Here is a 13062-nt window from a genome sequence, read left to right on the forward strand (position 1 = left end):
GACGGGCCGACCTTAGTACCCCCACGACCGCGCCTCGTCCCAGGCCAGCACCTCGCGCCAGTGCTCCCTGCGCGCGAGCGTGACCAGCGCGTCCTCGTCCTTGGTGACCGGGTCGAACGTCGAGAGCACGGCGCGGGGCGGGCCGGCATCGCAGGTCGCGGTGTGGGCGATGACGAGCCGCTCGTCGCGGGTGTCCACGAGCGAGATGCCGCCCCGGCTCCCCGGCACGCGGACCACCTTGACCTCGCCGGCGCGGTTCTCGCGGGTGATGAACGAGCCACCACACGGACCGTTGCCCTCGTAGTAGGACCGCCCGCCGACGACCCGCACGTCGGAGTCGTCCCAGCTCGGGCCGTGGAAGCCGGGTGAGGTCGTGGGCCGCAGGCCGGCCATCGGCGTGACGGTGCCGTCGAGGCCGACGGTGACCAGCTGGCTGCCCTGGCGCGAGAAGCAGGAGGCGAGCAGCGTGGTGGCGGCGTGCCAGCGCAGCGGTCGACACTCCCCCGGCGTCGCGATCTCGCGGCCGGTCGAGCCGTCGAGCGGCAGCACGGCCAGGTGGCCGACGTCGGCGACCAGCACCGCCGAACCGTCGGGCGTCGCGATGGCGCCGCCCTGGGAGGCCTGCCCGACCACGCTGCGCTCCCCGGCCCACGTGATCGAGAGGATCTTGCCGCTCAGGGTCTGCGACAGCACGCCGGCGCCGTCGGGCCGCAGCCCGGTGGCCATCTCGCGCCGGGGCAGCGCGAGGGTCTGGCTCGCGCCGCTCTCGAGGTTGAGCCGGACCGCCTGCGCGCGGGCCAGGCTGACGTAGCGCTTGAGCAGGGCCGTGCGGGTGTCGGCGTCCCAGTCGACCAGGGTGAAGCTGCTGGGGTCGACGCCGTGCTCCAGCGGCTGCCGGCGCGTGGCGTGGAGGGCGTAGCGGGTGCCCTCCGGGGAGATCAGCTCGAGGCTGCGCGCCCGGACCCGGAGCTCGCCCTGCCGGGGGACGCCGCGGTCGATCGTCGCGAGCACCCATCCGTCGCCGACCCGGTCCCACGGCACGCTCGAGCGGGCACGCACGGAGCCGGCCTGGGCGGGCGCCACCAAGGTGACCATCAACAGGACCAGCAGCGGTCCGAGCAGCTTCCTCATGCCCCTGTGACGCGGCCGGTGCCCGAATCGTTGCAGGGGGCTCAGTGAGCGAGCGCCTCGCGGAGCCGGGCGGCGTGGTCGTCCATCTCGCCGGCACCATATTTCGTGCGCGGCCAGAAGAAGCCGCGCAGCCCGTCGCCCTTGGTGCGGGGCACGACGTGCAGGTGCAGGTGGGGCACCGACTGGCTGACGGTGTTGTTGATCGCGACGAAGGAGCCCTGCGCCCCGAGCGCCGTGACCGCGCTCGCCAGGTCCTGGGCCGCAGCGAGGAAGCCGTCGCGCTGCGATGCCGGCAGGTCGGGCAACGTCTCGACGTGGGCTCGCGGCACGAGCAGGACATGACCCTTGAAGACCGGCCGCTGGTCGAGGAAGGCGACGACGTCGTCGCGCTCAAGCACCACTGCTGCCGCCGCCTCGCCGCTCACGATCTGGCAGAAGACGCAGCCAACCCGCGGGCTAGTCATAGGTGTAGCCCCACTCCTCGCAGTCGGGGGCATAGATCCGGGCGATGCGATCGCGGGTCACCGGCGTGTAGTGATCGCGCCAGTGGCCGGTGCTGAGGGACTTGTTGCGGTGGGGCAGCGGCGCCTCGGGGAGCCCGATCTCCTGCAGCGCGTGCGCGACGTCCGCGGCCAGCGACTCGGTGCGACCGATGAAGTCGACTCGGCGTCCGGGCGCGAGGAGGTAGTCGATCTGCGGCATCGCCAGTCGCGGGATCTCGTCGGTTCCGCGGAGGATGAACTCCTCGAAGTCGGCGAACTCGGCGACCCTGCGCCACATCTTGTTGCCGTCCTTCATGCCGCCCCGCTTGATCTGGGGCTTGCCCGACGCGGGACCCCACGCGTGGTTCCACTTGTCGATCATCGACCACCACGAGACCATCCGCGCCCACGGGTTGCGCACCATCGCGAACGACCAGTAGTCGGCGATGTCCGGCTCCAGGGCCAGGATGTCGCCGTACGGCGCATGGCGGGTCATCTTCTGCTTGCGGACGTCCGGGACGTGGGCGCGCAGCATCTTGTCGATCGAGTCCCCGCCGGTCTTGGGCACGTGGATGAACACGAACCGGTGGTGGTCGGAGATCAGCACGCGCCGAGGCTAGCCCACGGCGCGGACGGCCCCGGTGCAAGGATGGTGCGCGTGATGGCACTGCCCGACTACGGCTTCGTGTTGCTCGCGCTGTCCAAGACCGCCAGCACGAGCCTGGAGCGGACGCTCGCGCCGTACGCCTCCCTGGTCATCAGCAGCCCGCCCGGGATGAAGCACCTCGGCGCCAGCGGCTTCGAGCGCAAGATCGCGCCGCGGCTGGCCGAGTCGGGCCACGAGCGCGGGTCCTACGAGGTCGTCACGATGTTCCGCGACCCGGTCTCGTGGCTGGAGTCGTGGTGGCGCTACCGCGCACGGGACGGGCAGGAGGAGCGCCGGCCGGACAAGTCCACGGCGGCGGTCTCCTTCGAGGACTACGCCCGCAGCTACATCGCCGGTGACCGCCGGGTGCCCACGCCCCGCGGGCGTCCCGCCAAGTTCATCACCGTCGACGGGCTCATCGGCGTGGACAGGATCCTCGCGGTGGAGCGGCCGGACGTGTGGCAGGCCTACTTCTCCGAGCGGCTCGGGCGCCCGCTGGAGTTCGAGCGCCGCAACGTCTCGACGGCGCCGGTCCGCGGTGAGCTGACCGACGCCACGCGCGACGCACTGCGCGAGCACCTCGCTCCGGAGTGCACCGTGTGGGAACGGCTCGCCGGCAGCGGCGAGTGGGCGGGCGCTCGCGGGACCCCGTTGGCCGTGCCCGGCAGGGCCTGAGCTCCTCAGCTGCCCTGGCGGACCCGCTCGGCGAGCTCCTTCGACCGGTCCCACTCGTTGATGTGCATCGCGGCGACCAGCGTGTCCCCGCGGTGCCACCAGGCGACGAGCGAGTCATCACCGCTCGAGCCCGGCTCGATCCGGACCGAGTCGCTGCCGGCGGCCCCGGGGTGGCCGAAGTACTCCAGGCCGAGGTCGTACTGGTCGGAGAAGAACGACGGCAGCTCGTCGAAGGAGACGTCCTCGCCCAGCAGGGCGTGCGCCACGGCCTTGCCCTGGCTGACGGCGTTCTGCCAGTGCTCGACGCGCACGCGCTCCTTCAGCAGCGGGTGTGCGTGGTTGGCGACGTCGCCGGCGGCGAAGACGTCGGGGTGGCTGGTGCGCAGGCCGGCGTCGACCAGGATCCCGTTGTCGACGTCGATCCCGGCGGAGCGGGCCAGCCCGTCGTCGGGCGCGGCCCCGATCCCGACCAGCACCAGGTCGATCTCGAGCTCACTGCCGTCGTCGAGGACGGCGCGTCTGCCCTGCAGCTTCTCCACCGAGGTCGAGGTCCGCAGGTCGACGCCGTGCTTGCGGTGGACGTCGGCGAGGCGCTGCCCGAGCTCGGGTCCGAGGGCCTTGAGCAGCGGCTGCTCGGCCGGTTCGACGAGGGTGACCTCAGCGCCCAGGCCGCGCGCCGTGGCCGCGACCTCCATGCCGATCCACCCACCGCCGACCACGAGCAGCCGGGTGCCGTCGACGATCCGCTCACGCAGGTGACGGGCGCTGTCGAGACTGCGCAGGTAGGCGACCTCGAGCTCGTCGGTGGACGCGAGCGGGAGCGTGCGCGGCTGGGCGCCGGTGGCGATCAGCAGCCGGCTGTAGGGCTGCCGGCCGTCAGCCGTCGCCACGACGTGGTCGTCGAGGTGGATGCTCTCGACGGGCGTGCCCGTCCGGAGGTCGACGTCGTGCTCGCCGTACCACTCAGCGGGCTTGAGGTAGGCGTCCTCCGCCTCGGCCCTCCCGCCGAGGTAGTCCTTCGACAGCGGGGGTCGTTCGTACGGCGGGTGCGACTCGCCTGCGAACACGACCAGCTCGCCGTCGTAGCCGCTCTCGCGGAGCTCGACCGTGGCGTTGCCGGCCGTCATCCCCCCTCCGATGATCACGATCGGCTCGGTCATCGTGCACCTCCATGGACGAGGGTGAGGAACTCGGCGCGCGCCGCGGCGTTGTCCCGCAGGTGGCCTCGCAACGACGACGTGGTCGTCGCGGAGCCGGGGGCGCGGGCGCCACGCAGCGTCATACAAGTGTGCTCGGCAACGAGCAGCACGCCAACCCCCTGCGGGCTGAGCTGCTCCTCCAGCAGGTCGGCGACCTGCATCGTCAGCCGCTCCTGCGTCTGCGGTCGCCGGGCGAAGTGGTCGACGGTGCGGGCCAGCTTGGACAGGCCGACGATCCGCGCCTGCGGGAGGTAGCCGACGTGCGCCACCCCGTTGAAGGGCAGCAGGTGGTGCTCGCAGACCGACTGGAACGGAATGTCGCGGACCAGGACCAGCTCGTCGTAGCCCTCGGTGTTGGCGAAGGTGGTGAAGTCGAACTCCGGGACGTCCAGCAGCTCGGCATAGGCCAGCGCGAGCCGGCGCGGTGTCTCCGCGAGGTCCGGCGTGGCCGGGTCGTCGGGGTCGATGCCGAGGCTGCGCAGGAGGTCCCCCGCGGCCCGGGTCGCCGCGTCCAGGTCGCGCACGGGCTCGGCGTGCGTGACCCGGTTGCGCTGCGGGACGACGGACAGGCCCGTCACCGCTTCGCCCGGTCCGAGGCCAGCCGGCCCAGGGCGAGGGCGCCGACCAGCAGCCCGAAGTCACGCAGCGCGACGTCGTAGAAGTCGCCCAGGGTCAGCAGGTTGACGATGATGCCTGCGAGCCACGCAGCGACGACATAGGCCCCGATGCGGGGTCGTACGGCGACGAGCAGCCCGGCCACGATCTCCACGACACCGACGATCATCATCGCATCGTGCGCGCTGCCCGGGACGAGGTCGTTGATCCACGGGGCGAGGTACATCTCCCAGTCGACGAGCACCTGGGTGAACTTGTCGAGGCCGAAGGCGATCGGCGCGATCGTGAAGACGGTACGCAGGAGGAAGAACGCCTGCTCCGCTCCGGTGGCCGGCCAGCGCGTGGCGGACCGGCCGGTGCTGCTGACGTCGGGCTGGGTGGACATGGCCGCAACTCCGTTCTAACAGAGGATGATCTCTCCACTAGACACCTGCTGGCGCTCTAACGTCAAGTCCCGTATCTTTTAGAAATGGCCACTCCCGCGTCCGACGTCTCCGGTGTCGCCGCCCTGGCGGAACCCCTGCGTCGAGACCTCTTCGACTTCGTCGTGGCGGCGCGCACCGCGGTCAGTCGCGACCAGGCCGCCGAGGGCCTCCAGATCCCCACCCACACCGCGAAGTTCCACCTCGACCGGCTCGTCGAGGAGGGCCTGCTCGAGGTGGAGTTCCGGCGGCTCACGGGGCGCACCGGCCCCGGCTCGGGTCGCCCGGCCAAGCTCTACCGCCGTACGGACCGCGAGATCACGGTGTCACTGCCCGAGCGCCACTACGACCTGCTGGGCCGGATCCTGGCGAAGGCCGTGGCCGAGGCCACCGCCACAGGTGAGGACGTGGCGAGCATCGTCTCGCGGGTGGCCCGCGCCGAGGGTGCCGCCTGGGGCGCCTCGCTGGACGACCTGCCGAGCACTGCCGAGCTCGAGCGACTGGCCGCGGCCCTCGACGCCGGCGGCTACGAGCCGTGGATCGAGGACGAGACGCTGTTCGTGCAGAACTGCCCCTTCCACCGCGTCGCCCAGGAGCAGACCGAGCTCGTCTGCGGCCTCAACCTCGAGTTCGTCACCGGCGTCGCGGCCGCGACCGGGTGTGCCGGCCTCGCGACCCGCCTCGATCCCGGCGAGGACCGCTGCTGCGTCAGCGCCGCGCAGCTCGACCCCGGCGAAGCCTGAGGGCTTCACACCCGGCCAGGACACCGAAGATCGCCGTCAGCGCGAGGCCCGACCACGTCGACTCCGCGCCGAAGGCCGAGACCGCACTCAGTCCAGCGAGTGCGGCGAACAGCCAGGCTGCACGGCGGTGCCTCGCTGCGGAGTCGGGAGCGAAGCGTGCGGCGTAGGCCTCCGGGCGGCCGAACTCCCGCTCCAACGACCCACCCGACGCGGCTGCGTGGGTGCCGGCTTCGGCGACGATCGACTGCACCCGCGACTCCGGCAGCCCTGCCCTCTCCCGCAGGACCCCCGCCAGGGCTCGCTCCCACTCCTCGTCGTCGAGCGACGCGGTGAGAGCGATCGGCTCGCGTCGCGGCAACACCCGGTCGCACACGACCGACAGCAGCGCGTAGGCGGCGGACAGCACACAGAGCCACCCAGTGCCGCCGCTGACGACGGGACGGCCGTGACCGAGCCAGAAGGCTCCCGCCATGAGCGCAGTGCCGGCGAGGCAGACCACCGAGGCCGCAGCGACGGCCACCGGAGCAGGACGGCGTCGGAGCACGCGCGGCCACACAGCCAGGATCGCGAGCGCCGTCATCGCCAGGCCGATCGGCAGGACGAGGAGTCCGGCCGTGTAGTAGGTCGTCCCACCGTCGCGCACGAGAAGCACGGCCATGACCAGCAGGTTCAGCCACGCCGCACTCGCGAACCCGTCGACTGCCACGTCGCGCAGCCCCACACGCTCGTCCGGGGCGAGCACCAGACGACCCTCGGATCGCCATTGCTGGACGAGCTCGCGAGCCCACGCGTCGACATCGCCGTACAGCTCCTGCGGGGACTCCTGACTCTGCTCGGTCAGCCGCAGCGCCTCCTCGAGCACACCACGGACCTCGACAGGGGCCACGTCGGCTCCCATCAGGCGCCACATCGCGGACCACGCCCAGCGCTCGTCGGCCGCGTCGCCGCGGGCTGCGGCGAACTGCTCGACCACCTCGATCAGCCTGGCATCGTCGGCCGTCTCACCCATGCTGCGCTCCCTCGCGGTCATGCTGTCCCAGTGCTGCCAGTTCCTCGCCCAGCTGCTGCCAGGCGAGCAGGTCGCGACGCCACCTGGCCCGGCCGGCCTCCGTGATCGTGTATTCGCGCCGACCCGGCCCCGACTGCCCCTCCACCCAAGCTGCCCGCAGGTCGCCGGTCTCCTCGAGCCTGTTCAGCAAGGGATACAGCGAGCCTCCCTTCAGCAGGCCGAACCCGCGTCCGGCCAGTTCTTGCGCGATGGCATAGCCGTGGAGCGAGCCCTGCGCGAGCGCGCCCAGGACTCCCAGCTCGAGCGACGCCCGGACCCAGGCAGCAGGCCAGCGAGGCTCGTCGTCGTTCATGTACCTAAGTATGCCCCATATCTAGTTAGGGCATCAGTCCCTTGCCGGGCCGACCCGCAACCGCCGATGGGCTGCAGTCAAGGGCTGACAAAAGGATGATGGCGGTAGTGCACAGTCACTGGGTGACTGGGAACTACCGCCATCTCTCATGAGGGCTTTTCGTGTGTGGAGCTGGCGGGAATCGAACCCGCGTCCTCGAGCGTCGAACCAGGTCTTCTCCGGGTGCAGTCAGTGATGTCGTTTTCTCAGTCCCGGCGCTCGCACAGACACGTCGCCGACAGACTCAGTCAGGAAAAAGTCCCGATCACCCCTCCTGACGGAGGTGATCAGCAAGTCCTCTAGATGAGGCCTGGGTCCGGGACGAGGACGGGTGCCCGGTCAGACCCTTCGATCACTGCTCAGGCAGCGAGAGCGAAGTCGTTGCGGTTTGAGTTGGCAACTATGGTTTTCCAGCGATCGTTTACGAGATGACGCTGGCTTCTCGACCCGCTTCCCCTGGGACTAACGTCCCAAGTCGAAACCGATCAGCCCCTCTTGAGTTGTGTGGTCAGTCTACGGGTCAACACCCAGAGCCGTCGCCCGCATTCCCTCAGGGAGTCGTCAGGCTCAGCCGGGAGTCGGTCACGAGCGCCATCAGGTCCTCGAGCGGCACGCCCAGGTCTAGGGTGCGCGGGTCGTCGGTGACGGACACACCGACGACGTGTACGGCGACGTCCTCCCCGTCCCGTCGGTCGATGACATAGACGACGCCCGGGTCCTCCTCGGGCTCCAGCTCCTGCCACGCGACGGTCACCTCGTCGCCGTCGTGGTCCTCGCTCACGCACTCGTCGAAGAACGAGTCATCGGCACACACGAGCGGGCTGTCGCTAGTCGGGGCGACCACGACGGCGAGCGACACGTCGGCGTACTCCAGCTGCACACCCGGCGACTCCTCCCCCAGCTCCCGGGTGAAGACGTCCCACTCGGCAGTCTCGCGCGGCTCGAGGTCGACGTGCTCCTGCACGATCGCGGCGATCTCCTCAGGCGTGATGGGACGCCCACCGACGCCCTCGTCCTCGCCGCCGCAGCCGGCGAGCAGCACGCACGCCGCGACGACCAGCACCGCCCGGGTCATGGGCGCAGCAGGCTCTCCGCGTTGTCGTGGCAGACCGCCCGCAGCCAGTCGTCACCGAGGTCGAGGCGTTCGAGTGACTCGAGCTGGTGGAGGTAGGGGTAGGGGATGTTCGGGAAGTCCGAGCCGAGCAGCACCTTGCCGGCGAGTCCTAGGTCGCGAATGCGCGGCAGCAGGTCGGCCGGGAAGACGCCGCCCATCTCGGAGAAGAAGTCGGTGAAGGCCATCGTGGTGTCGAGGTGCACCCGCTCGTAGGACTCGGCCAGCTCGAGGAAGGCCGCGTACTCCGGCGCGCCCATGTGGGCGATCACGAGCTGCAGCCGCGGGTGTCGCGCGAGCAGGTCGGCGACCGGCTCGGGTCCGGTGTACGCCGTCGGCACCGGCCCACTCCCCGCGTGCAGCACCACCGGCGTCCCCGCCTCGGCGACGAGTCCCCAGGTGTCGTCCAGGAGCGGATCGAGGACCGAGAAGTTCCCCACCTGCACGTGGATCTTGAACACCTCGACGGTGTCGAGCCGCCCCTCGACGTACGTCGCCGCCGACTGCTCGGGGAAGAAGGTGCCGCACACCAGCGCCTCGGGCACGCGGGCCGCGAAGCCCGCTGCCCACTCGTTGAGCCAGTCGGCCATGTCGGGCTTGTGCGCGTAGGACAGCGCGGTGAAGCGCTCGATCCCGAAGGAGCGCAGCGTCTCGACCAGCGCTTCGTCGGTGTCGCGGTAGTGCAGTGGCCAGGGCCGGCCGATGAGCGGACCGGCGGCGTCGAATTGCGCGCGCACCTTCGCCATCACCTGCGGCGGCAGGAAGTGCGTGTGGATGTCGATGAGACCGGGCAGGCCGAGCCGGGTCCACCACTCGCGCACGGCGAGCGCGTCGGAGCCACTCATCAGTCGGTGATGCCCTTGAGCCGCCGCTGGACGGCCTGCTCCTTCTCCCGGTTGGCCTGGCGCTCGGCGAGGGAGTGGCGCTTGTCGTACTCCTTCTTGCCCTTGGCCAGCGCGATCTCGATCTTGGCGCGGCCGTCCTTGAAGTAGAGCGAGAGCGGGACGATGGTGTAGCCCTTGTCGCCGATCTTGCGCTCGATCTTGTGGATCTCGGCACGGTTGAGGAGCAGCTTGCGCTTGCGGCGGGCGGAGTGGTTGGTCCAGGAACCCTGGGCGTACTCCGGGATGTGCACGTTGTGCAGCCACACCTCGCCGCTGTCGACGTCGACGAACCCGTCGACCAGGCTCGCGCGACCCTCACGCAGCGACTTCACCTCGGTGCCCTGCAGGACCAGCCCGGCCTCGTAGGTGTCCTCGATGTGGAAGTCGTGACGGGCCTTCTTGTTCTGCGCGATCAGCCGGTTGCGCTGATCCTTCTCCTTGGCGGCCATCCGGTCATCTTCTCATCGGCCGCAACTCGGTTCGGACGGGCGCCACGTCCCGCCCCGCAGCGGTGGCAAGGCCACCTTCCCGTGCCCGCGAATGTGGGTCACTCACCTGCGTCGGGCGAGTCGGCAGGGACACGCCACACCGGCGGTCGCACACCCACATTCCGAGGCCGGGGAATGTGGGTCACTCACCGGCCGACGTGGGCGATCAGAAGTAGTTGGCGGGGTTGACCGCCTTGCCGTTGGCCATCACCGTGAAGTGCAGGTGGCAGGCCGTGGACCAGCCGGTGTCACCGACGTAGCCGATCACCGCACCGCGCTGGACCTGCGCGCCCGGGCCGACGGTGTAGGACGACGCGTGGTTGTAGATCGTCGCGACACCGGCGCCGGCCAGGGCGCCGTGGTCGACGATCAGCCGCCGACCGTAGACGGAGCTGTAGTAGGACGAGATCACCCGGCCGGACTCGGCCGCGACGATCGGCTGCCCGCAGCCGCCGCCGAAGTCGGTCCCGTCGTGCAGTCCCCAGTAGCCGAAGATCGGGTGGGTGCGATAGCCGTACGGCGACGTGATGCCACCACCGACCGGCATCTGCAGCAGGCCGTCGGTCGGGCCGACCCGGCCGTTCTTCGCCGCCTGGGCGCGTGCCCGGCGCAGGGCCGCGGCCGCGCGCCTGCGCAGCATCGCCTCGATCTTCGCCTTCTGGCGCTGAGCCTGCTGGAGCCGACGCACGTCGCGGGCGCGGATCTGGGCCGCCTTCTCGCGAGCCGAGGCCCGCTCTCCCACGAGGGAGGCCACCGACGACTTGGCGTCGCTCGCCTCGGCCGCGAGCTGCTGGGTCTCGGCGAGGTTGGCCGCTGCCTGCTCGCGCTTGGCTGCGACGTCGTCGCGCGCCTGGGCGACCTGGTCCTCGCGGACCTCGAGCAGCACCTCGGCGGCCTGCAGCCGGTCGTAGTCGCGGGCCTGCTTGTCGACCATCGTCTGGTTGACCTCGGCGCGGCGGTTGAGGTCCTGGGCCGACTCGGAGTCCATCAGCGACGCGAACGCCACCAGGTCGGGATCACCCTCGGCGTAGAGACGCTTGATCGTGTCGCCGACGACGTCGCGCTGCGCGGCCGCGTCGGCCTCTCCCGCAGCCAGCTCGGCCTGGGCCTGGACCAGTCGCTGCTCGGCCTCGGCCAGGAGGACGGCTGCCGCCGCGTCGCGCTCCTGGGCGACGGCGAGCTTGCCGCGCGCGGTCGCGAGCGCCGTACGCGCGTCGGAGAGCTGGGACCGGGCGGCCTTCAGCCGCTCGGCCGCCCTGTGCAGCTGCTTGCTCGACTCGTCGACGTGGTCGTGGGCGCGGTCGATCTTCTTCTCGACCTGCCGTTGCCGGTCCTTGAGGTCGTCGGCGGACGCGGTCGGGACGGACAGGGTGCCCAGCGCGATGGCGGCCGCAGCAGTTGCTGCGGCCACGCGAGTGCGGGCGGTACGGGGGAAGGATCGCACCGGGAAGCCTTACGTGTGTTCGGGGAAGGGAACGCCACGAAGGTAACCCGCGCGGATCAGACTTTGAGGTATTTGCGCGTCAGCACGAGTGTCGGAAGCACGGTGAGCAGCGGACCGAGCACTGCGACGAGGAGTACGGCGACGCCGTACTGCTCGAATCCGATCCACGGGATGAACTTCAGCTTGTCCTGACCGCGCTGCTCGATGCCGAAGTACATGAACGCAGCCAGCGCCCCGGTCGCGAGGAGCACACCGATCAGGGCGGTCACCAGGGCCTCGAGCAGGAAGGGCAGCGCGATGTAGAGGGTCGAGGCGCCGACGAGGCGCATGATGCCGATCTCCTTGCGCCGGGCGAAGGCCGCGAGCCGGATCGTGTTGGCGACCAGGAGCAGCGCCGCGATGACGAGGAAGGCCGCCGTGGCGATCGAGACCCACTGGAGCATGTTGATCGAGCCGATGATCGGCTCGATGTAGCGGCGCATGTCGCGCACGACGGAGACACCGTCGAGGCCGCCGACCGCGCTGACGACGCCGTCGTACTCCTCCGGGTCCTTGAGCTCGACCCACAGCGACTGCGGCATGTCCTCGACGGTCAGGACGGCGTTGTCGCCCTCGAACTTCTCGGCGCCGTAGAGCTCCTTGACCTTCTCGAAGGCCTCTTCCTTGGTCTCGAGGTCCCAGCCGGCGGCCTCGGGGTTCTCGTCGATGACCGCGGTGATGGCGTCGCGCTGGGCGTCGGTGACCTCACTGACGCAGGCGGGGTTGTTGTCCTCGGCGGTGCACAGCGAGACCTGGATCTGCAGCTGGCTGCCCCAGTGCTCACCGGCCTTCTCGGCCTGCAGGTGGAAGAGCACACCCAGGCCGACCAGGGTCAGCGAGACGAAGAGGGTCAAGATCACCGCGAGGTGCATCGACAGGTTGCGGCGCAGCCCTTGGCCGAGCTCGGAGAAGACGTAGCGAAGCTGCATGGATCTGTGTCAGTCCTAATCTCAGTTGGAGGTGCCGTAGACGCCCTGCGCCTGGTCACGCATCACGCGCCCGTTCTCGAGCTCGATGACGCGCTTGCGCATCTGGTCCACGATGCCGGCGTCGTGGGTGGCCATCACGACGGTCGTGCCGGTGCGGTTGATGCGGTCGAGGAGCTTCATGATCCCGACCGAGGTCGTCGGGTCGAGGTTGCCGGTGGGCTCGTCGGCGATCAGGATCTTGGGCCGGTTGACGAAGGCGCGCGCGATCGCGACGCGCTGCTGCTCGCCACCGGAGAGCTCGTCGGGCAGCCGGTCGCCCTTGCCGGTCAGGCCGACCATCTCGAGCGTCTCGGGCACCAGCTTGTCGATGTCGCTGCGTGACTTGCCGATCACCTGGAGCGCGAAGGCGACGTTCTCCGAGACGGTCTTGTTGCCGAGGAGGCGGAAGTCCTGGAACACGGTCCCGATGTCGCGGCGCAGGCGCGGGACCTTCCAGCTCGCGAGCCGGTTGATCTCCTTGCCGGCGACGTAGACCCGTCCCGACGTCGGGCGGTACTCGCGCAGCACGAGGCGCAGGAACGTCGACTTGCCCGAACCCGAGGAGCCGACCAGGAAGACGAACTCGCCCTTGTCGACGTCGACGGACACCTGGTCAAGGGCCGCGTGGGCGTGGCCGGGGTAGGTCTTGGTGACCTTCTCGAAGCGAATCACGGCCCCGAGGCTACGCGGTGCACCCAGCCAACCCGGACATCCTGACCCTAGGTGTTCTGTCCGGACAGGTTGGGCACGCGGTCGGCGGGTGACTTGCCTTTGAGTGCGGTGTGGCCGCGGTGGTGATTGTAGTGATGGAGCCA

Annotated in this window: 16 protein-coding genes and 1 other RNA gene; 2 read left to right on the plus strand and 15 right to left on the minus strand. The window is 70.2% G+C overall.

Translation table 11 applies throughout. The annotated features are described in order from the left end of the window. Positions 1-12: 12 nt before the first annotated feature. Genes C9J87_RS06345 through C9J87_RS06355 form a run of 3 tightly spaced genes read right to left on the minus strand, consistent with a single transcriptional unit; the run spans position 13 to position 2220 of the window. Positions 13-1131: a hypothetical protein gene (locus C9J87_RS06345; protein WP_010831991.1), complete on the minus strand. Its 1119-nt coding sequence runs from the start codon at positions 1129-1131 to the stop codon at positions 13-15. 41 nt (positions 1132-1172) lie between these two features. Beyond that, positions 1173-1595 carry an HIT family protein gene (locus C9J87_RS06350; RefSeq protein WP_107704986.1) on the minus strand — a complete coding sequence of 141 codons (423 nt, stop codon included), beginning with the start codon at positions 1593-1595 and terminating at the stop codon, positions 1173-1175. Further along, the gene (locus C9J87_RS06355; protein WP_107704987.1) at positions 1588-2220 is read right to left on the minus strand and encodes a sulfotransferase family 2 domain-containing protein; all 633 of its coding nucleotides are present in this window, start codon (positions 2218-2220) and stop codon (positions 1588-1590) included. Before C9J87_RS06355 ends, C9J87_RS06350 begins: the two co-directional genes overlap by 8 nt. A 51-nt stretch (positions 2221-2271) precedes the next feature. Here C9J87_RS06355 and C9J87_RS06360 point away from each other — a divergent pair, with 51 nt between their 5' ends. Next, entirely contained in the window at positions 2272-2934 is a 663-nt protein-coding gene (locus tag C9J87_RS06360) for a hypothetical protein (RefSeq protein WP_157953126.1), read from the plus strand. A gap of 5 nt (positions 2935-2939) precedes the next feature. On the opposite strand, the gene C9J87_RS06365 is transcribed toward C9J87_RS06360, so the two are convergent. From C9J87_RS06365 to C9J87_RS06375, 3 genes are read right to left on the minus strand one after another with little or no spacing between them, the layout of a single operon-like run. Next, a complete protein-coding gene (locus tag C9J87_RS06365) occupies positions 2940-4094 on the minus strand; it encodes an NAD(P)/FAD-dependent oxidoreductase (protein ID WP_107704989.1) in 1155 nt (384 codons plus the stop codon). Further along, the gene (gene folE / locus C9J87_RS06370; protein WP_010831986.1) at positions 4091-4711 is read right to left on the minus strand and encodes a GTP cyclohydrolase I FolE; all 621 of its coding nucleotides are present in this window, start codon (positions 4709-4711) and stop codon (positions 4091-4093) included. Before folE ends, C9J87_RS06365 begins: the two co-directional genes overlap by 4 nt. Beyond that, on the minus strand, positions 4708-5133 hold the full coding sequence (locus tag C9J87_RS06375) for a hypothetical protein (RefSeq protein WP_107704990.1): 426 nt from the start codon (positions 5131-5133) through the stop codon (positions 4708-4710). The genes folE and C9J87_RS06375 overlap by 4 nt, the downstream gene beginning before the upstream one ends. A gap of 84 nt (positions 5134-5217) precedes the next feature. Here C9J87_RS06375 and C9J87_RS06380 point away from each other — a divergent pair, with 84 nt between their 5' ends. Then, a complete protein-coding gene (locus C9J87_RS06380; protein WP_107704991.1) occupies positions 5218-5913 on the plus strand; it encodes a helix-turn-helix transcriptional regulator in 696 nt (231 codons plus the stop codon). Here the strand turns inward: C9J87_RS06380 and C9J87_RS06385 are convergent. The 9 genes from C9J87_RS06385 to ftsE all read right to left on the minus strand — a co-directional run bounded on the left by C9J87_RS06385 (position 5879) and on the right by ftsE (position 12919). Next, positions 5879-6922 carry a hypothetical protein gene (locus C9J87_RS06385; RefSeq protein WP_107704992.1) on the minus strand — a complete coding sequence of 348 codons (1044 nt, stop codon included), beginning with the start codon at positions 6920-6922 and terminating at the stop codon, positions 5879-5881. The two genes, C9J87_RS06380 and C9J87_RS06385, sit on opposite strands and share 35 nt — an antisense overlap. Beyond that, on the minus strand, positions 6915-7274 hold the full coding sequence (locus C9J87_RS06390; protein ID WP_107704993.1) for a PadR family transcriptional regulator: 360 nt from the start codon (positions 7272-7274) through the stop codon (positions 6915-6917). Before C9J87_RS06390 ends, C9J87_RS06385 begins: the two co-directional genes overlap by 8 nt. A gap of 163 nt (positions 7275-7437) precedes the next feature. Beyond that, positions 7438-7806, minus strand: a transfer-messenger RNA (tmRNA) gene (gene ssrA / locus C9J87_RS06395). Between the two features lie 57 nt (positions 7807-7863). Continuing rightward, positions 7864-8388, minus strand: a complete 525-nt coding sequence (locus tag C9J87_RS06400; protein WP_010831983.1) for a hypothetical protein — start codon at positions 8386-8388, stop codon at positions 7864-7866. Further along, positions 8385-9269, minus strand: a complete 885-nt coding sequence (locus C9J87_RS06405) for an amidohydrolase family protein (RefSeq protein WP_107704994.1) — start codon at positions 9267-9269, stop codon at positions 8385-8387. The genes C9J87_RS06400 and C9J87_RS06405 overlap by 4 nt, the downstream gene beginning before the upstream one ends. Then, positions 9269-9757: an SsrA-binding protein SmpB gene (gene smpB, locus C9J87_RS06410; RefSeq protein WP_010831981.1), complete on the minus strand. Its 489-nt coding sequence runs from the start codon at positions 9755-9757 to the stop codon at positions 9269-9271. Before smpB ends, C9J87_RS06405 begins: the two co-directional genes overlap by 1 nt. 205 nt (positions 9758-9962) lie before the next feature. Beyond that, positions 9963-11240 carry a M23 family metallopeptidase gene (locus C9J87_RS06415; RefSeq protein WP_157953127.1) on the minus strand — a complete coding sequence of 426 codons (1278 nt, stop codon included), beginning with the start codon at positions 11238-11240 and terminating at the stop codon, positions 9963-9965. Positions 11241-11296: 56 nt separating this feature from the next. Then, positions 11297-12208: a permease-like cell division protein FtsX gene (gene ftsX / locus C9J87_RS06420; RefSeq protein WP_010831979.1), complete on the minus strand. Its 912-nt coding sequence runs from the start codon at positions 12206-12208 to the stop codon at positions 11297-11299. Positions 12209-12229: 21 nt separating this feature from the next. After that, positions 12230-12919, minus strand: a complete 690-nt coding sequence (gene ftsE / locus C9J87_RS06425) for a cell division ATP-binding protein FtsE (protein WP_010831978.1) — start codon at positions 12917-12919, stop codon at positions 12230-12232. Between the last annotated feature and the right edge of the window lie 143 nt (positions 12920-13062).

Source organism: Nocardioides allogilvus (genome assembly GCF_003047285.1).
Classification (GTDB): domain Bacteria; phylum Actinomycetota; class Actinomycetes; order Propionibacteriales; family Nocardioidaceae; genus Nocardioides; species Nocardioides allogilvus.